Genomic DNA, 19,769 nt, shown 5'->3' on the forward strand with positions numbered 1-19,769 from the left:
TATTTAGTCCTTTTTGTAGAGCCACGTATCAAATATTTTTTTATTTTCGGCTTCTTTTAATTCTTCAGGCGTTCCAAAGGATAGATGAGCATCTAACAAAATGCCTTTAACAATGCACCCTTTGTCGCAAAGAATATTATAAATCCCACTAATAAAAAGTTCATTATAATTACATGATCTTTTGTACAGCTGATAATTCTCAATGAGCACATTTTTATTTGCAAAAATATATGCTCCAGAGATCGCAAAATTACTGATAACCTTTTTTTCGGCAGTTTTAATTAATATCTCATTTTTATAAAGAGCATATGAATACGCCGGCGAATCGGACTCAAAATTACATAAATATGCCATCACATCGGAATTAGGCACCATATCCTTTATGTAATGCCCTAAGTTTTTAATTTCAAAAGCTTGGTCACAATCATTAAAGATAACAGGCAGGTCATTATCAATGAGCTGTAAACCACACATTGCAGTATCGAGTGCACCATCTGTTACATCATCTAAAATCACAAACTTTGCTTCGGGGAAAAAATGGCTTATTTGCGTAACAATATTATGTTCTACGACATGTTCTTTTAAGACAACACAGATTATTTCGCTGACTTCAGTCGCTCTTTTTACTGACTCTATAGCCCACCAGAAAAATGGTTTGCCATTCAATTCCACTAAAGGTTTAGGTAACGTATACCCTTGCCTGGAAAAACGACTCCCTCTCCCAGCCATTGGAATTACTAAATTAATCATTTTTGTTGTTCCATTTGAATTTTTCTTCCAAATAAACATTATCAAAATTGATATTGTTATTGCCAATTGCCACAAGGCCACTAATACCTTTAAAAAGATAATTCAGAGCAATTTTTAGAGTTCGAGTGGCTTGGGAGAATAATTTCACATTTGATATTTGATCGTCTTCTCGCCATTCAACAGAGAAATATTTAATTTTTTGTTTTTTACTTATAGAATACAATAACATAAAACAGTTGAAAGTTAGATCATTAGAAAACTGTTCTATTGTTTTATCTGATATTGCTGAGACCTTTTAAATATTCAATCCCGCACCAAGATCTTTGACCATATGGAATGAGCAGAGGGTATAGATCAAGTTAAAAATATAATTCCCAAAGATTCTAAACTTTGCATAACCCTTAAGACGTGAATCATGACTGAACCGACTTCCCAAACAGCAGTCATAGTCATTTATGTATTGACCATTAATTATGGCAATCAAATCATCAATATTTCCCTGATCATCACCATGTAAAACTGCAATATGCGTTGCTTTCACATGTTGCGCATGTCGGAAAGCTATCTTGTGTGTGCCTCCGAGCCCTACATTACGACTGTTTGTGAAAACAGAAACATTGTGTAATTCCAGGGACTGAACGCTTTCGATCGCTTTAGCCACAGTATGATCTGTACTTCTATTATCAATTACCAAGATTTCATGAAATTTTTCATAATTATTGTTTTCTTTTAAACTCTTCAGGACCCTTCCAATTTGCTCCTGACAATTATAGCAGGGGATAAAAAGAATTATTTTATTGTTGAGATTCATTCTAGTGTCCCAGTACTTGTTTGACGATAGTGTCAGCGAAAGCAAACTCAGTATTGTTTGAGAATAAATTATCTTCAAAAACCACTGGAAGATCATTTTCATACTGCTCACATAGCAAAATCAGCTGTTGCGCTATAGATTCTGGTGTGAAATTTTCTGGTTCAACTATATTCTTACTTCTGTCTGAAAGACGTTTGTTGGCATATGTGTTGCTTACAACCTTAACGCCAAAACTTGCCATTTCTAATGGAGGATAACTTGGATGCGGAGACAACATCAGCGATAACCCCACGGAAGATGTAGAGAGCTGATGAATATATTGGTCAAGAGTTAGTTTGCCCAGAGATGTCATTTTCACTCCCTCGGTGAGCTGAATATCTGCATGACTCTCGCCCGCGGAAACGACACTCCACTGACCTGCCCTATCGTAACCTTTTGCCCATTCCTGTAGAGCCAATACCACAATATTAAATAAATTGCGTTCAACACCCGGTCGGCCATACACGAGAATTTTTCTTTCTTTTACGAGCGCTTTTGCATTTTCTCTTGCTGCTGATAATACTGGGTTTATTCGTGGCTCAAAGAAATAATATTCACTAAAGTCATAATTGTTATTAACGAAAAAGTCCTTTAGCAGTTCAGTGTTAAATACAGGAATAGTTTTGTCCGGATGTGCATATGTAGAGTCTGCAAGTGCAAAGCGTGATGACCACGCATAAAACCCTGGTTCATAGTCCTGAATAAAGTAGATTGATTTTCTGTCCATCACACCAAATGTTGAATGTTGCCACTCAAGCGCTTTGAAAGTGTTATATGCAGTCCACCATGCAGTCGAGACAAAGTAATCGCCCTCAGAAACCTTCAGTGTTGCTCCTGCCCTGTTACCAGCTACGACAATGCAGTTTCCAGCGCAATCATCACTTGCGAGATCAGATAATTTCCAGTCGGAATAAAATTGCCCCGATTTAAGTTCCACGTTAACTTCATCAGTCACAATAATACGAGACTGTGGGAAATCTTTTCTTATCGTATCGAAAAAGCGTAGTGCAGTCGCAATACCGCCAAAAACATGCTTTTCCGACAGTGCAGGTATGAGCAGATTGATACGACTATTAGGAATATTGCTTTTGACAAATTCAAACGGTGTTATTTCTGGAATATCATAATTTACCGAATTGTTTCCCGAAGTTTTACATGATTCATACGCATTTTTTGCCATGCTATAAATAACTCGATTAGATAGCATTTTTTTTAAAATAAAATTAATCATAATTTAAACGTTGGCTTATTATTAAATCTATCCAGGTTGGTATTATAAAATGGATCTGTACACTCAGTTCTGTAAGGCTCATATTTTATTTTAGATCTTTCAAAGTCACATTCTGGTACAAAACTACTACGACTTTTAGACTCTAAATGGAACAATTTCGTCTCAGCCAGGTAAATATTTTGGTAGCCTAGTTTGTGAGCCCTAATGCAGATTTCAATATCACTACCGCAAATTTCAAACTCTTCATCATATTCGCCAAGTCTTTTGAATTTTTCACGCGAAATAGCATGACAGGCACCAGTTAACGCTAACACATTTCTATTTATAGCTGGTGAGACAAATGGCCCTACATGATGTGCATTGCTTTGACCTTTAAACACGTGTTCCGCCCAGCCAAACAGCCCAACCACAACGCCCGCATGTTGGATAGTACCATCTTCATACAACAATTGTGGCCCAACGACAGCGACATCAGGTAACAACGCCCATGATGCCATGTTTTCCATCCATTCAGGGGTAATGACGAGCGTATCATTATTCAGGAAAATAAAAACATCACCAGTAGCATGAGCCGCACCATGATTATTTAATTTCGACCAGTTGAAAGGCACATCGTCACGTATGACTTTGCAATTCTGTCGAGATGCAACCCCATCGAGGAACTGTAATGTAGGCTCTTCTACAGAACCATTATCAATGATAATAATTTCGTAGTTTTCCCAATTAGATTTAGAATCAATACTCTCCATGAGATCGGCAAGCAGACTGATTTTATCTCTAATTGGTATAATTAATGATATTTTTGTTTCAGGGCTTATATGAAACTTTGGTTCATATGTAAATAAATTTTCGCCATCCAGAACTTCAACAAAATTATCTGGGTAGGCTGATTTAAGATAATTTGTTAATGCAATTTTCCCAGCATCGTGGGCATAAGGCTTCGCGGCAGCGTTGGCGGCAGTTGATTGCGGATGTTCACGCCAGTGATAGAGAACACGTGGTATGTGTACAATATTTTTAGCGACCAGGCTTGCTCGTAAGACCAGATCATAGTCCTGAGCACCTTCCAGACCAAGCGTGAAACCACCAATGTGATTCATTAGCTCTCGAGAGATGCAGGTTATATGTCCGATATAGTTTTGACTATACAACAATGCAGGCGACCAGTCAGGTTTCAGGAATGGTGCCTTGCGCTCACCATTTACTGTAACGTGATCCTCATCTGTGTAAATAATGTCTGGATGATTCCCTTCATTAATTGCATTGGCCAAATAGTGTAAAGCATTTACGTGCAACAAATCATCATGATCGAGTAAAACAATATAGCTTCCCGTCGCAAGGGCTAGTGCCTCATTCGTGGTATGGGAAATATGGCTATTTATCGAATTACAAACTACCTTAACCCTGCTATCAACCGAATATTTATTCAGTAGCTCGGTCAATGCTGATGAATTAGACGCATCGTCACAAATGCACAACTCCCAATTCGAGTAGCTCTGAGCATAAACGGAATCAATACATTCTTGAAGAAACTTCAAGTCACTTTTATAAACAGGAAGCAAAATTGAAATAAGCGGACTATTATCCTTATTCAATGCTTTAGCTATCCTATTTATTTCGACTTCATTCTTTTTATTCTCTACTTTAATAAAGTCTTCATATGACAACTCATTTTTACTATTTCCAACCCCCTTCAACCTGACCTGAATTTTGCGTAACGTAACTACGAAACCTTCATTTTTTATAGAGCGCAAAAGTTGAGTTGGTATTTTACGGAGGTTATTACCTTTTAGCCGACCGAGTATATTGATTGCTAAATTCTTTACTTTCCTGACTTGACGGACGCCAAAACGCAAAGGCTTCGTCACTGTCCATGAAGTAGAGGAAAGTAATTGTTGTTGTGACTGAATAAGGTCATAAACAACATTTGATATATCAGACGATCGGCTAAGAACATCAATGCTGATATCAACTTTACCACTGACAGCTTCAAACTTCTTGCTATCCAATTTAAATATAAATGCTGGATCATTATGGGTGCAATAGACCGCAGCTTTGTTTTCATTGAGTAAAAATATTTTATTATTTTCATCCAGTGTATGTAGTTCTGCTAGCGGTACAATATGAAGAATTTCATCACTCTGAGATTTAATTGTAACATTGTAGAGATAGCAGAACATTGGCTCTTCACACAAATCAATTCTTATCTCATCAAATTGCTTGTTTTTAGGTAGATCCAAACTAATTGTTATTTTTTGATCATTGTATGGAATTAGCTTTACAACACAGTCATCTGGAGTATATGTACTTAGCTCATCGCGCCAATAAAGCTTAGCTTTAAATTTAAATTGATTGCTGGTTTGTACTGCACTTTTATTTTCAACTGTTTTGTTTTTAGCCTTAGAAAAAGAGCATTGTGCGACAAATTGATACGCATTAACATCAGGAAAATGACCGATCAGCTTATTGAGTCGTTTAGCATTGTCGACTGTTACATTACTAGAAAATTCTGAATCGTTGTTGATGAGATTAATATCTCGAATTATATTAGCAGAAAGACCGGCTTCGGTGATCAGGTGCTTAAGACTTTTACGCGTAAAAAAACGAAGATGTGTTTTGTCTAAAATGCCAGTCTGTCGATAGTTAAACTCTCCATTCGAAAGCTCTGCAATCACACCTTGATAGCCGACGTTCGGTACCGATATTATTACCTTCCCTTCATCTTTCAAGCACTCAAGCGAATTTTTTAATACTGTTGCTGGATCGTATAAATGTTCAAGTACATCAGCAAAGATGATAAAATCGTATTTATTCGTAATGTTAGAAAATACATTATAGTTATTGAGGTCTGCTACTTTGACATCACGATAGTGCTCTCGTGCAATAACTGCTGCATCGTCTTCGTATTCAATCCCATCAACAGTACAGCCTTTTTCAGAAATCAGGAATTTCCCTAATGCACCTTCATAGCATCCGACATCCAAAACTTCTGAATTATTGTCGATAAATGAGGACACGACAAATAATGAATCTTCACTGTTTCCTAGTTGCTCTCGGCTATATTTATGATTATCAGTCATTTCAATCTCATTTATCTATTGGGGATTGTAACCATTCATGCTCGATACGAAATATACCTTCACCTTCATAGTCATTGTAAACCGTGAATTTCTCTGCGTCGGTAATATAATCAAAACCAATCAAACTTCTATCACCCATGAGCCCGACATCAAAGCTGTATGATCCTGGCAGCAATGGCAATGCAGGAATTTTATACTCTACTGTATAAATCCCTTTTTTATTTTCTATTTGGTAATTATCGAGCCCCGTATTAACCCCATACAAATATTTTCTTTCTGAGGAATATAATGCAGCGCCTACCATTAAACCATCAACGACCTGATCATTGACCTGATACTCAATCGTTAATGACAAATGCTCCCCTGTCTTCAGATAGTTTGTATCGATCTTGGTAGAAATTATTCTGGCAGGTGCTCCAGGTTTTTGCTGTCGGGTGTCATTGCTTCCAGTGTCAGCATGCTGGATCTGATACATAAAATCATTGTACCGATCGCATACATCATTTGCTGATCCGGAGGCCCGTATCGCGCCGCCATCAATCCAGATAGCCTTATTGCAAAACCTTTTTACTTGTTCTGGTGAATGAGAAACAAATAGTATTGTTGTTCCTTTATCCTTCAAAGCATTCATATGCTTTAGGCATTTCAATTGAAATCTTATATCCCCTACTGCCAGAGCCTCATCAATAATAAGGATATCTGGCTGGATATTGGCAGCAACGGCGAAAGCCAGTCGCACATACATACCTGAGGAGTAAGTTTTGACTGGTTGGTTAATAAAGTCGCCGATATCGGCAAAACTGACGATATCATCATAGGTCGCATTGATTTCGTCTTTCGTTAACCCAAGAATACTGGCATTCATGAAAATATTTTCACGTCCAGTAAACTCAGGGTTAAATCCTGCACCAAGTTCCAGCAGGGCAGCTACGCGACCATTAACCTGAATACTTCCGGATGTAGGTGAAAGCGTGCCTGTAAGCATCTGTAAAAGCGTTGATTTTCCGGCACCATTTTTCCCCACAACACCTACAGAATCCCCACGCTCTATTTTGAAATTGAGATCTTTCAGTGCCCAGTGCTCTTTGTGGTATTTTTTTACCTGCAGACCGCACATCTTCCTCAATCTATTGACTATCGGACCAATGAGTCTGTACTTTGGATTATCATAGATAAAATAGCACTTACTAACGCCGTTAACTTCAACTGTTACATTAGATGACATCAGCAAACCCTTTTTTTAGCTTCTCGAAACAATAATGTCCCACAGCAAGGGCTATTAATGAGCCACCATAGGATACAGCCACCGCTAATATTCCTGGTGTTTTGCCCCAAATAATGACATCCCTGGTTGCTTCGATAAAATAGGCTAACGGGTTAAGCATCAGTATAGGCTGTAAAGATTCTGGTAACGCTGTGCGAGGGAAAAACAATGGGGAAGTGAACATCAGTATTGTTGTTAAAACTCCCGTAATCTGCGCAAGGTCACGCAAATAAACGCCTATAGAGGATAAAATTAACATCATCCCTACTAATGCAATAAAATACGGGAGCCATACTACAGGTAGCAATAGTAACGTCAAATGCACCTGATTCATTAATACGATACTGGCAACAATCAGGATAATCAAACTAACAAAAGCATGAAACAAACTACTCAGTAAGACGGTTACTGGTAATATCGAAAGAGGAAAAACTATCTTATTGACATAGTTTGCATTACTGGTAATTAAGGTCACGGAACGGTTAAAACACTCAGCGAAGATATTAAAGACAACCATCCCTGAAAAAAGAATCACGGCAAAAGAAGCCTTATTCCCATCTTCGCTAACGCCCCATTTAGCTTTAAAAACGACAGAAAACACAAACGTATAGATAGCTAACATCAAGAGCGGGGTAAAAAAAGACCATCCCATGCCCATTACTGAGCCTTTGTAGCGGCTCAGTATGTCACGTTTCGTCATCTGATAAATTAATGTTCTATTATAGAATAGCTCGAATAGATATTTTTTCATGCAGTTTATGACTTACAGTAAGATGCTATCTTTGAGTTTTTTACCGATCTGGTCTTTTGCTGACAAGATGGTCAAATTATCTTTAATTGGCCATGCAATATTAATGTCAGGATCATTCCAGAGAATTGAATGCTCAGCCTGTGGGTTGTAGTAATCTGTACACTTATACACAAACTCTGCTTCTTCACTTGTCACGTAGAAGCCATGTGCAAAACCTTCAGGCACCCACAATTGGCGTTTGTTTTCAGCTGAGAGCAGTACCCCAACCCACATACCAAAAGAAGCAGATTTTTCACGAATATCGACAGCGACATCGAATACCTCTCCGCTGACAACACGGACTAGTTTGCCTTGTGTATTCTCTGTTTGATAATGTAATCCGCGCAGTATGCCTTTTTTCGATTTTGAGTGGTTATCTTGCACAAAATTACATTTTCGCTGAGCAACCAATTCTTCAAACTTTTGCTGATTCCAGGTTTCCATAAAGAACCCCCGCTCATCACCAAACACTGCGGGCTCAATTATTTTGACGTCTGGAATAGCCGTATCAATCACTTTCATAACTTATTTATACTCTTCAATATTATTGAGTGCTGCGCGCCAGTCTGAAGGTTTAATACCGAACTGGCTGTCAATTTTTTGGCAATTCAGCCTCGAGTTTGATGGTCGTTTTGCCCGAGTTGGATATGAGGAGCCTGGAATACTGTTCACCAATGGTGCTACTTCTAAACAATTATGTTGTAGAGCGCTGGTGAAAATAGCCCTCGCGAAATCAGCCCAGTTGGTATGCGGAAGGCCAGAGAAATGATAGATTCCCCACTGAGGTACCTTACCGCTAGCGATATGATTAATTATCGAAATAATTGCACTTGCAATATCGCCTGCATACGTAGGGCCACCCCATTGGTCTGCAACAACATTTAGCTCATTTCGTGTCTTTCCAAGACGAAGCATGGTTTTAACAAAATTATTACCATGTTCTCCGAATACCCATGCTGTGCGCATAATGATGTATTTACTTGCATTTGCGGCAACCGCTTCCTCACCAGCAAGTTTGCTTTTACCATAGACACTTTGCGGAGCAGTTTTCATATCTTCTACATATTCGCTTTCACCTTCACCATCAAAGACGTAATCAGTAGAAATATGCACCAGTACGGCACCATTTTGCTCCGCTGCGATAGCAAGATATTTTGGGCCGTCTGAGTTGATTTGATAAGATGCGTCAATATCATCTTCAGCTTTATCTACAGCCGTATGTGCCGCAGCGTTAAGGATAAAATCTGGCTTGAACGCGCTGACTTGCTCATTAACTTGATTAGCATCACTAATATCCAGTTGATGACGGTCAACAGCTAAGAGTTCTGCTTTATCTTTTAGCTGTTCAACCAGACAGTGCCCTACCTGCCCATTACAACCAGTAATCATTACACGCATTTTTGCCTCTTATTTCTCGCCAACAAGTGACATCAGATACTGACCATAATCATTTTTCATCATTGGCTTAGCCAACCTGATGACATCTTCACTTGTGAGCCAACCATTTCGCCATGCAATTTCCTCAAGGCAAGCTACTTTCAGCCCTTGTACATCTTCAATGGTCTGAACAAAAGAAGATGCCTGATGCAGACTGGCATGGGTACCAGTATCCAGCCAGGCGAAGCCACGCCCCAGCAGTTCCACACTTAATAGCCCACTCTCAAGATACATTTGGTTTATCGACGTTATTTCCAACTCGCCACGATGAGAGGGTTTAACTTGCTTAGCAAATTCGACGACGCGATGGTCATAAAAATAAAGTCCAGTCACCGCATAGTTAGATTTAGGTTGAGTAGGCTTTTCTTCGATAGAAACGACTTTATTATTGTTATCAAATTCAACGACCCCGAAGCGTTCAGGATCCTTAACTTGATAACCAAACACTGTAGCCCCTTCCGGACGTGCAACTACCTTTTTTAGTGTATTACTAAAGGACTGGCCATAAAAAATGTTGTCGCCAAGCACAAGGCAACACGAATCGTTTCCGATAAAGTCTTCACCAATAATAAATGCTTGGGCCAGACCATCTGGACTAGGCTGAATCGCATACTCAATGTTAATACCTAAATGACTGCCATCACCCAACATCCTTAAAAAGGAAGGGTTATCTTCTGGCGTGGTAATCACCAAAATATCCCGAATCCCAGCAAGCATCAAAGCCGATAACGGGTAGTAAATCATTGGTTTATCGTAAATAGGCAGCAGCTGTTTAGAAACACCAAGAGTAATTGGATAAAGCCGTGTTCCAGACCCTCCAGCGAGCACAATTCCTTTCATCATTATTTCCTAATTAATCCGCCAAACCTAAACGTTCACCCGCATAAGAGCCATCCATTACGCGCTGCCACCATTCTTGATTAGTTAAATACCAGTTCACGGTTTTTCTTATTCCTGATTCAAATGTTTCAACCGGTACCCAACCTAAATCTTGTTTGATTTTACTCGCATCAATCGCATAGCGCAGGTCGTGCCCCGGGCGGTCGGTAACGTAGGTGATAAGCTCTTCAAAGTGTTCAATATTCCCAGGCTTAGCTGCAACAACTTCATCCAGGATGGAACATATTGTCTTGACGACTTCTATGTTTTTACGCTCATTGTGGCCACCAATATTATAGGTTTCCCCAACAGCTCCTTCCGTTACGACTTTATAGAGCGCACGAGCATGGTCCTCTACATACAACCAATCGCGAATTTGCTCCCCGTTGCCATATACCGGCAGCGGTTTACCCGCCAGCGCATTCAATATGATCAGAGGAATCAGTTTCTCAGGGAAATGATAAGGACCATAATTGTTAGAGCAGTTGGTTACGATTGTCGGGAAATTATAAGTCCGACGCCAGGCACGGACTAAATGATCGCTCGATGCTTTAGAAGACGAATATGGACTACTTGGGGCGTAAGGCGTTTCTTCAGTGAACAGAGGAAGCTCAGCCCCCGCAGACACTTCATCCGGATGCGGCAAATCGCCGTACACTTCATCCGTTGAGATATGGTGGAAGCGGAATGCTGCCTTGCCCGCTTCATTCAGAGACATCCAATATTTTCTGGCCTCTTCCAGCAAGACATAAGTACCAATGATGTTGGTCTCAATGAAAGCAGCAGGCCCGGTAATGGAGCGATCAACATGACTTTCTGCGGCGAGGTGCATCACCGCATCTGGCTGATGGGTTGCGAAAACACGAGCAATTGCTTCGCTGTCACAGATATCCGCTCGCTCAAACACATAACGTTCGCTGTTTTCGACGTCAACCAGGGACTCCAGGTTACCTGCATAGGTTAACTTATCAACATTGATTACAGAGTCTTTAGTATTATTAATGATGTGACGAACAACAGCAGAACCGATAAAGCCTGCTCCGCCAGTGACAAGAATTTTCACAATAGTTTTCCCGCGATATATTTTGCTTGAACTGTGTCTTAACAACGAAAAGCCAGGAGGTGCTTCCTATTTACTGCCCTTAGCTACAGCCATGCTACCGCCCCTGGCTCAACAGCTACCAGTGCACTGTACAACATAGGCGATAGCGTACCTTCCGGTACGGCATGTAAGAAATCACCACAATTTTCATATTTCATACGACGATTCTCAAGGGAAAATTTTGGTCTATACACAGTAGCCAAAAAATGATAACCCTATGAAAATCTTGAGCTTCACTGTCGATTAATAAAGCAAAACGGCGGCTTATCGTTCAACGTCTATCACACACTGAACGTTATGCCACCGTTTACCGCGCTCTCCTCCATGACAGCGACTTACAACAAAGCTTAGGCTTTGGCTAGAAGCTTCTGGATGCTCTCGCGAAACTTCTGGCCTTCCTTATGGTTACGCAGCCCGTACTGGACGAACGCCTGCATATAGCCCATTTTCTTACCGCAATCGTAGCTCTCGCCGGTCATCTGCATAACTTCTACAGGCTGAGTTTGGTTCAGCACCGCGATAGCATCGGTTAGCTGAATGCGGCCCCACGCGCCAGGCTCGGTTTTTTCCAACAACGGCCAGATATCCGCAGACAATACATAACGCCCAACTGCGGCAAGATCGGAGTCCAGCGTTTGCGGCTGGTCTGGTTTTTCAACAAACTCAACAACCTGGCTTACCTGCCCTTCATTCTGCAGCGGTTCTTTGGTGGTGATCACTGAGTACGCCGCCAGGTCTTCATTTGGCATATGTTTAGCCAGAACTTGGGTACGGCCGGTTTCATTGAAGCGAGCCACCATAGCCGCCAGGTTGTAACGCAGCGGATCGGCGCTGGCGCCATCAAGCACCACATCAGGCAGAACCACAACAAATGGATTGTTACCAACGATTGGCTGCGCGCAAAGTATAGAGTGCCCCAGCCCAAGTGGTTGGGCCTGACGAACGTTCATGATGGTAACGCCAGGAGGACAAATAGACTGGACTTCGGCCAGCAGCTGGCGCTTAACGCGCTGCTCAAGCAGGGCTTCCAGCTCGTAGGAGGTATCGAAGTGGTTTTCAACGGCATTCTTGGAAGAGTGGGTTACCAGTACGATTTCTTTGATACCAGCGGCAACAATTTCGTCGACGATGTACTGGATCATCGGTTTATCAACGATAGGCAGCATCTCTTTAGGAATCGCCTTAGTTGCAGGCAGCATATGCATGCCTAAACCGGCTACCGGGATAACTGCTTTTAAATTAGTCATTCTTAGTCCCACCTCTAAATGGTTGGAAGATTATAGTCTTTTCGTGCTCTGATGCCAGCATGAATTTATTAAACGAATGATTCATGCTAGCGCCACAGAAGTGCAAACGAAATATGCCGGCAGCGCTATTTTCGCGCCTGTTGACTCAGAATTGTCGTAAAAGGGCTTGCATTATTATTTGCTTACTCTTGAGAGTGCAAAATTAAGGTTTTCACCGTTGACGTGCAGCTGATCTATCCGGTCTATATCGACCGAGCTTTGGCCCTTTTCGTTCACCGCGCGAATATTCGCCAGCGACAGCAGCGTGCCGTCTTTGGCCATGAACTTGCCGCGCACGTCCTTGCGGAGATCGAAGTTTAGTTTCAGGGCTGGCCCTGTCGTGGAGAGTTGCATCACATTGATATCACGCATGAAAAGATGCTGAGGTTTGTTGTGAAACTCAAGCGAGGCGCGCTTGAGCGTGACGTTGTTCAGTGCCACAAAGGAGGTTGCATTGCCGGATGAGATCTGAATCCCACGCAAAGGGCTACTCAGTTCGCTATTATCGAGTTTAATATCGCTAAGCTTAAAATTTTGAGGAATAGACAGATAATTCCCCTTAATCACGCCATAGCCAATCAGCATCCCTGCGCTGTTCACCATATCCACATCGTCAATGACAAAGTTATCGCAGCCATATATCGCCACGGTTGCGTTATCGATCCCGGCGGTGCGGCTGAAAGTTGGATTAATATTACGCGCCTTTACGTTACGAATAAGGAAATGCTTCCCATTCTCAACATGAACTAACTGGCGGCAGTTACTGCCGGTAATATTAGCCACCACGAAGTTTTTTACCGCCTGGTCTTCGGGATAATTATTGTCATACGTGCTCCCCGCCAGCCCGATGCCTATCCCCCAGTTAATCTTTCCATTCGTACAGTTAATATTGTCAATAACGTGGTCAGAAATCAGCAGATCGTGGTCATTGATCGCCACGTTCCACTCAATGGCATCCCCCTGCAGATGGCTGAAGTGGCCGTTGGTGATGCGCACGTTCTCCATCCGGTTGTGAAATCCCTGCCGCAGAATCGCGTAGTTGGCATCATGTACGGTGATACTGTCGATGGTGAAGTTACGCATTGTCCGGTTATCTTTCCCGCCAATGTAAATCTGCGCCACATTGACAAACCCGCTCATATCAATGCCTTTGATAGTGCAGTCCGAACCCCGCACATCCAGCGTGATATTGTTAAACCGCCCCTTTCCCTCGCCGGCAATCTGGCAGCCATCCTGCAGCACAAAGCGCCCTTTGCCGTTGCCCTTCAGCCCGCCGGCCACGAGTAGCGTTTTCCCCTGCGGCATGAAAATGGCGGTATTGATATTGTCGCAGACTAAATCTGCCGGCACCTGCACAACATCAGCCTCGGCAAATGCCTGCCTGAAGGCAGCTATCCAGTCGTTTTGATAGAAATCTTTGACGTTGACCTGTGTTCCCCGGCCGATGGCTTTTACCGTGCCGGGAATAAGAGATGTCGCCGCCAGGGCAGAGCCTGCCGCGAGAAGCTTACGGCGAGACGCGGAGAAAGGGGGGTGCTTCAGTGGATTGCTTTTCGACATACGTCCTCATCATAGGATTCGGTGATTTACAGCGTCTGAAGCTGACGGGCAAGCTGCTGGTAGATAACCTGCTGATTGAACTGACTGGCGACTTTCTCCCTGGCGCGTGACAGCATCAGTTGCAGGTCGTTTTCCGACACGGAGGTCGAGGCCTGCAGCTTATCGGCGAGTGCAAATGCGTCCTTTTCCGGTACCAGCCAGCCCGACTTATCGGCGTCGATAAGCTCAGGAATGCCGCTATGCACGGTCGACACGACGGGGATCCCAACGGCCATCGCCTCCATAAGCGCGACCGGGATCCCTTCCATGTCTCCATCTTCCCCTGTGACGGAGGGAAGCAGGAACAGGTCGGCCCTGTCGAGCATCGCTTTCACCTCATGGCTGGGCTTGAAGCCGGGCATAAAGACCACGTCCTCCAGCTGCAGTTGCTCAATCAGCGTCTTCAGACGGCGCTCCCAGGGGCCAATGCCTAGAATGTTGTAGCGAAATGCCACGCCGCGCGCCTTCAAGAGCCGGCAGGCTTCAATGGCAATATGTAACCCTTTTTTTTCCGTCAGGCGCGCCACTGAAACAATCTCCAGCGTCGTACCCGGCGTTTTCATGGGCCTTAAAGAAAACTTCTCCATATCCACACCCATCCGGGATACCGCAATTTTGCTCTCCGGGCAGCCCATTTGCTTCAGGCGGTTTGCCCAGAGATTGCTGATGGGCAGCATTAAATCCCCGCGCTCAAACAGCTGCCGGTATTCAGGCGTGTAGTGCGCCAGCGCATCCCGGTGGGAAATATCGATGCCGTGGAATACGGTAGCAATTTTGCCTTTAAGCAAACCAAGCTCCTTGAGCTTGGCTGCCGTGACGCCAGCCGGGCCAAAATGCGCGATAAAAACGTCGGCCTCCAGCGGCTGTTTCTGCCGCCCGCAAATAGATGAAAGGATCAGATTACGGGCTTCATCGCCGTAGCGAGCGCGGCTTAAGGCACGCCAGGTTCTGCCTCTCAGGCCGCCGCGGAGCGTATTCAGCGCACGGCTTTGCAGTTTGGCGACTTTACCTTCCGGTTCATCGAGCAACCAGACGGTTTTTTCTGAAAGTCCGTAGCTTTTAAACGTCGCATGAGTATTGGTCAGATCGCCTTTTTGCAGAGCAACAATCTCAACTTCGTAACCCATGTCGATAAAAGCGGTAATCTGATTCAGCACAAAGGTTTCCGAGGCCAGCGGAAACTTGAGCAGGAAGAAACCAACCTTCATGTCCCCTCCTTGACTCGCTCAAGTACCGATTCCACCATTTTCATGCCGTTGGCACGCTCGGCGCTCACCGCCGTCGCAAGCCGCTGGTTAATCGACGGTAATTGTCCAAGCACATCAGCGACTACACCCTGCAAAGAACCGTCCAGCAGTTGGCGAATATCGATGGCCATTTCTGGCATGCCGAGCTGCTGCATGATGCCTGCGGATTTGTGTTCGTAGTTGATGGCGATGGCCGGCGTGCCGAAGTTCATCGAGATAATCGCCGAGTGCAGGCGAGTCCCCACCGTCAACTCGCAGGCGGCGAAGATTTTGCCCATCTCTAAATCGTTAAGCTCATCCATCACCACGTGATAGTCATCGGGCTGCCTGATGTACTGCCGAATATTGAGCGCCACCATGCGGTCGTCTTTGTTATAGCTGTCGATGCCGGTGCAGGTGGATAGCGCCAGGACCTGGTAACCCTGCTCAATGGTACGGTTCACCACGTCGGCAAAGGCCTTCTCATAAGCCTCCTGCGTGGTGCCCAACCGTTTATCGAACGGCGCAAGTTCACGCAGCGTAATGGCCACGGTTTTCTTCCCTGCCACCACGCCGAGCCAGTGCTTAACCGCATAGCCCGGCACAAAATCCTCTTCATGCTGGGCCACCAGCCACGCCGTATCGACCCCTTGTTCAACTTTGCTGGTGTCGATTTGACTTTGTTTCATTAACTCCAGACTCACCGTTTCACGCAGAATAAGGGACCTGGCGTGGCCGAAGACATAGTTCGCCAGTTGGTTAAACTGCGGCTCCTGGAACGGACCAACGCTGTGCCCGACCATATAAACCGGCTTACGCGCCATAAAGCTGCACAGCGCATGCTCAAACTGCGTGACGCCATAAAGATCGACAAAGAAAGAGCCGCCTACCTGAATAATCGCGTCGTACTCCTGCAGTGATTTTACAAAATCAATGAACCCCTGCGGGATGGCAATATTACGCAACCGTCCGGTGTTGGTTGCCTTGGCCACCAGCACATGGTGCTGATATTTCCGGCGCAGGACTTTCTTCACCCGCCCCACCAGCCCGGCCGCGTTGTTATACTGCTTCATTTGCTTGTAGAGCCCGTCGCCCAGAACCGGACGCCCAAGCAGCCAGGCTGAACTCACCGGGTAACGGCTCATCACATCGACATGGATGCTGTCATCCAGCGTGGTAATGGCGTCAATCAACCCGCGCAAAATGGCGCTATCACCGCGGTTACCGCAAGTATGGTTGCCAAGAATAAGTAACTTCATATCGACCTCTAAATTTATGACGACGCGGTAAAAAAGTGGTTTTCCCGCTGCGTTGTTATTAGCCAGCGCGGAGCAGCGCTTTCAAACGTTCGCTTCGACAAAACTGTCGCTTCAGCTCAACAATCAGCGCATTGCGGGACAAAATAATCATCACAATAAAAGCCGCAGCCCCGGCCGCTACCTGTACGCCTAACATGGCCGCCAGCGGCAAATGCCCGTTCAGCGCCATGCCAAGCCCGGCGCTGACAATCAGCGTGGGGAGAGAGAGGTAAAAAGGCAGCCAGATGCTGAGGATGTACTCCCGGTAGCTGGAGCCCAGTACCGGTTTAATCATGATGAAATAGCTGAGGACGGTGTTAACCACCTGAACAAAAAGAAAGCCGAGCGTGACGCCGAGCGCGCCGCCGATCTGGCCGCCGACAATAATCGCCGGAATAAACAGGCAGGTTTTAAAAACGTTAAACTTGAAGCTAATGTCCACGCGCGCCTTGGCCATCAGCAGTGATCCGATCGGGTTCCCAATGGAACGCAGCAGGCCGACCACGCACAGCAACTGCAGGATAGGCGTAATGAACTGCCATTTTTCCCCAAACACCAGCGGGACGAAGTTATTGGAGACCACCATCAACCCCAGCAGCGCCGGGAAGTTAATGATGCCCACAATCGACAGCAGCTTATAAAAATTCACCCGGAGCTTCGCGGTGTCGTCCTGAATCTTGGCAAACGCCGGGAAAAGCACGCGGGTGATGATCGGGTTGAGCTTCATCGGCGGCACAACGGCCACGTTATAAGCCAGGTTATAGCCACCGGCGACGCTGGCGCCGAGAATACGCGCCAGCACCAGCGTTGAAAGGTTGGTGTTGACGTAGTTGATCACGCTGTCTGCGGTCAGCCACGCGCCAAACTTCAGGTTTGAATTGACCGATTTCAGAGAAAAATGGAAGCCCGGGCGGTAAATCTTGCGTCCAAAGAAGCCAAACAGCATGGTGCGCACCACGGTGTTCACCAGATAACCAATGATTGCCGTGATGGCGAACGGATAATACATTGCTGCCGCGACGGTAACGCTGAATCCCACCAGCACGGACACCGTCTCAATTGAGCCGATTTTCGAAAATTCCAGCTCCTTTTGCATCAGGGCGCGGAACTGCTGCCCGTGCGGGATAACAATAAACGCAAAGGCCAGCGTTTTAATCAGCGGTGACAAGTCCGGGTTATGCAGCACACCGGCAATCACGCCGCTTAATAAAAACACCACGATGCACACCAGCACGCCCAGACCGACGTTCAGCCAGTAGAGCGTGGTTAGCTCCAGCTGGCTTATCTCTTTGCGCTGAATAATCGAGTTGGCGATACCAAAATCAGACAGCGTATCGGCCAGGGCAATGATCACCAGCGATACGGTCAGCAGGCCAAACTGGTGGTTATCAATGGTTCTGGCCAGAATGGTCATCTGTGCCAGCCCTAAACCAATAATGATCACCGTTGCAATCGCGGACCACTTTGCGCCGCTGATGGTTTTTTCTCTCAGGCTCATGTTGGGTTCCGGTCAGTATGCCGCTTTGTTAACAAAGCCTTTGAAAACGGTCAGGAAAACAATCTTGATGTCGAACCAGAGGCTCCATTCACGAATGTATTCCAGGTCGAACTCCACGCGCTTTTCCATCTTATCGAGCGTGTCCGTTTCCCCACGCCAGCCATTAATTTGCGCCCAGCCGGTAATACCGGGTTTAACCTTATGGCGCAGCATGTAGCCTTCAATTAACGCGCGGTATTGCTCGTTATGAGCCACGGCATGGGGACGAGGGCCGACGATGGACATGCCGCCAAGCAGCACGTTGATAAACTGCGGCAGTTCGTCGAGAGAGGTGCGGCGCAGGAAACTCCCCACCGGGGTGATGCGTGAATCCCCTTTCGTGGCCTGCACAACCACCGCGTCGTTTTCCATCACCTTCATGGAACGGAATTTCCACACCTTGATGGGTTTGCCATCCATGCCGTAGCGCGTCTGGCGGAAAATAACCGGCCCGGGGGAAGTCAGCTTCACCGCCAGGCTGATACAAAGCAGAACCGGGGAAATCAGCAGCAGAATAAAAGAGGACAGCACGATATCTTCCAGCCGTTTAAGCACGCTGTTAAAGCCGCTCAGGGGCGTTTCAAACAGCGGCACAACCGGCACACCGTTGACCTCTTCGGTACGGGCATTGAGGATATTGAAGGTGAATACATCGGGGATCAGCAGCACGGAACAGGTGGTATCCGCCAGTTCACTCACCAGCTTTTTAATCCTGGACTCGTGGCTCATCTCCATCGCGATGTAGACTTTATCAATCTGGCCGTTACGGGCGTCAGTCACCAGCGTATTGAAGTTGCCAATATAGCTCACCAGCGCCCCTGCTGGCGGCTCATCGTCATAGACGCCAAGCACGTTAAAGCCAAGCCATGGTTCATTCTTGAAGCTTTGCGCCAGCACCTGCCCAACGGGCAGAGAGCCTGCGATGGCAACGCGGCGCGTATTAAAGCCTTTGTTACGCAGCCAGCCCGCAGCAAAACGGATCCATGACCGGCAGATAACCATCCCGGCACCGGTTAAAACATACCAGGCCAGGTACACCCAGAAAGAACCATCAAAATCGCTGTTAAAGGCCAGCAGTCCGGCGCTGAAAACCACGCTCAGCGTCCAGTTCTGCAGCAACAGGAATAGCTCGCTGGAGATTTTCACCCCGCGCCATGAGCGGTAAAAATCCGTCATCCCACCGATCATCTGAAACACAACGAGGGTCAATAAAGCCATCAGCAAATGCATATAGAGAAAGGGCAAAGCGTTAGCCTTGCAAACCATCCATAGCCCGGCAAACATGATGCTGATGTCAGAAAAACGTTGCACCATAGAGATCAACGATGCGTTGGTTTTTGGCAGCTCACGCTTTTTTAGATTTGTCATCGTTTTACCTTTGAAAGTTGTCGCATTTGTGTTCTTCCCCCTCACCCCAGCCCTCTCCCCACGGGGAGCGGG

Annotated in this window: 14 protein-coding genes and 2 pseudogenes; all 16 read right to left on the bottom strand. The window is 45.3% G+C overall.

What is annotated here, in order from left to right:
* Positions 1 to 3: 3 nt before the first annotated feature.
* Entirely contained in the window at positions 4 to 750 is a 747-nt protein-coding gene (locus VW41_14625) for a hypothetical protein (protein AJZ90162.1), read from the bottom strand.
* A gap of 91 nt (positions 751 to 841) precedes the next feature.
* A pseudogene (locus tag VW41_14630) lies at positions 842 to 1,561 on the bottom strand (hypothetical protein).
* Positions 1,562 to 1,667: 106 nt separating this feature from the next.
* Positions 1,668 to 2,660, bottom strand: a pseudogene (locus tag VW41_14635) (hypothetical protein).
* A gap of 167 nt (positions 2,661 to 2,827) precedes the next feature.
* The gene (locus tag VW41_14640) at positions 2,828 to 4,447 is read right to left on the bottom strand and encodes a hypothetical protein (protein AJZ91991.1); all 1,620 of its coding nucleotides are present in this window, start codon (positions 4,445 to 4,447) and stop codon (positions 2,828 to 2,830) included.
* Positions 4,448 to 5,918: 1,471 nt separating this feature from the next.
* A complete protein-coding gene (locus VW41_14645) occupies positions 5,919 to 7,136 on the bottom strand; it encodes a teichoic acid ABC transporter ATP-binding protein (GenBank protein ID AJZ90163.1) in 1,218 nt (405 codons plus the stop codon).
* A complete protein-coding gene (locus tag VW41_14650; protein ID AJZ90164.1) occupies positions 7,126 to 7,926 on the bottom strand; it encodes a hypothetical protein in 801 nt (266 codons plus the stop codon). The genes VW41_14645 and VW41_14650 overlap by 11 nt, the downstream gene beginning before the upstream one ends.
* Positions 7,927 to 7,938: 12 nt before the next feature.
* Positions 7,939 to 8,487: a dTDP-4-dehydrorhamnose 3,5-epimerase gene (locus VW41_14655; GenBank protein AJZ90165.1), complete on the bottom strand. Its 549-nt coding sequence runs from the start codon at positions 8,485 to 8,487 to the stop codon at positions 7,939 to 7,941.
* Positions 8,488 to 8,490: 3 nt separating this feature from the next.
* Positions 8,491 to 9,363, bottom strand: a complete 873-nt coding sequence (locus VW41_14660) for a dTDP-4-dehydrorhamnose reductase (GenBank protein AJZ90166.1) — start codon at positions 9,361 to 9,363, stop codon at positions 8,491 to 8,493.
* Positions 9,364 to 9,372: 9 nt separating this feature from the next.
* The gene (locus tag VW41_14665; GenBank protein ID AJZ90167.1) at positions 9,373 to 10,242 is read right to left on the bottom strand and encodes a glucose-1-phosphate thymidylyltransferase; all 870 of its coding nucleotides are present in this window, start codon (positions 10,240 to 10,242) and stop codon (positions 9,373 to 9,375) included.
* A 13-nt stretch (positions 10,243 to 10,255) separates the two neighbouring features.
* Entirely contained in the window at positions 10,256 to 11,344 is a 1,089-nt protein-coding gene (locus VW41_14670; GenBank protein ID AJZ90168.1) for a dTDP-glucose 4,6-dehydratase, read from the bottom strand.
* Between the two features lie 386 nt (positions 11,345 to 11,730).
* Positions 11,731 to 12,630, bottom strand: a complete 900-nt coding sequence (locus VW41_14675; protein ID AJZ90169.1) for a UTP--glucose-1-phosphate uridylyltransferase — start codon at positions 12,628 to 12,630, stop codon at positions 11,731 to 11,733.
* Positions 12,631 to 12,804: 174 nt separating this feature from the next.
* Complete coding sequence (gene wcaM / locus VW41_14680; GenBank protein AJZ90170.1) at positions 12,805 to 14,229, bottom strand: colanic acid biosynthesis protein; 1,425 nt, start codon at positions 14,227 to 14,229, stop codon at positions 12,805 to 12,807.
* A gap of 26 nt (positions 14,230 to 14,255) precedes the next feature.
* Entirely contained in the window at positions 14,256 to 15,476 is a 1,221-nt protein-coding gene (locus tag VW41_14685; GenBank protein ID AJZ90171.1) for a colanic acid biosynthesis glycosyltransferase WcaL, read from the bottom strand.
* Entirely contained in the window at positions 15,473 to 16,753 is a 1,281-nt protein-coding gene (locus VW41_14690; GenBank protein AJZ90172.1) for a colanic acid biosynthesis protein, read from the bottom strand. The genes VW41_14685 and VW41_14690 overlap by 4 nt, the downstream gene beginning before the upstream one ends.
* Before the next feature lie 58 nt (positions 16,754 to 16,811).
* Entirely contained in the window at positions 16,812 to 18,290 is a 1,479-nt protein-coding gene (locus VW41_14695) for a colanic acid exporter (protein AJZ90173.1), read from the bottom strand.
* A gap of 12 nt (positions 18,291 to 18,302) precedes the next feature.
* A complete protein-coding gene (locus VW41_14700) occupies positions 18,303 to 19,697 on the bottom strand; it encodes a UDP-glucose lipid carrier transferase (GenBank protein ID AJZ90174.1) in 1,395 nt (464 codons plus the stop codon).
* Positions 19,698 to 19,769: the final 72 nt, after the last annotated feature.

Origin of the sequence: Klebsiella michiganensis (genome assembly GCA_000963575.1) — a bacterium.
In the GTDB taxonomy this organism is placed as follows: Bacteria; Pseudomonadota; Gammaproteobacteria; order Enterobacterales; family Enterobacteriaceae; genus Cedecea; species Cedecea michiganensis_A.

Bases quoted from the DNA above. Each gene is read 5' to 3' on its own strand.
- VW41_14625 (AJZ90162.1), bottom strand. From the start codon at position 750: ATGATTAATTTAGTAATTCCAATGGCTGGGAGAGGGAGTCGTTTTTCC.
- VW41_14645 (AJZ90163.1), bottom strand. From the start codon at position 7,136: ATGTCATCTAATGTAACAGTTGAAGTTAACGGCGTTAGTAAGTGCTAT.
- VW41_14650 (AJZ90164.1), bottom strand. From the start codon at position 7,926: ATGAAAAAATATCTATTCGAGCTATTCTATAATAGAACATTAATTTAT.
- VW41_14655 (AJZ90165.1), bottom strand. From the start codon at position 8,487: ATGAAAGTGATTGATACGGCTATTCCAGACGTCAAAATAATTGAGCCC.
- VW41_14660 (AJZ90166.1), bottom strand. From the start codon at position 9,363: ATGCGTGTAATGATTACTGGTTGTAATGGGCAGGTAGGGCACTGTCTG.
- VW41_14665 (AJZ90167.1), bottom strand. From the start codon at position 10,242: ATGAAAGGAATTGTGCTCGCTGGAGGGTCTGGAACACGGCTTTATCCA.
- VW41_14675 (AJZ90169.1), bottom strand. From the start codon at position 12,630: ATGACTAATTTAAAAGCAGTTATCCCGGTAGCCGGTTTAGGCATGCAT.
- wcaM (AJZ90170.1), bottom strand. From the start codon at position 14,229: ATGTCGAAAAGCAATCCACTGAAGCACCCCCCTTTCTCCGCGTCTCGC.
- VW41_14685 (AJZ90171.1), bottom strand. From the start codon at position 15,476: ATGAAGGTTGGTTTCTTCCTGCTCAAGTTTCCGCTGGCCTCGGAAACC.
- VW41_14690 (AJZ90172.1), bottom strand. From the start codon at position 16,753: ATGAAGTTACTTATTCTTGGCAACCATACTTGCGGTAACCGCGGTGAT.
- VW41_14695 (AJZ90173.1), bottom strand. From the start codon at position 18,290: ATGAGCCTGAGAGAAAAAACCATCAGCGGCGCAAAGTGGTCCGCGATT.
- VW41_14700 (AJZ90174.1), bottom strand. From the start codon at position 19,697: ATGACAAATCTAAAAAAGCGTGAGCTGCCAAAAACCAACGCATCGTTG.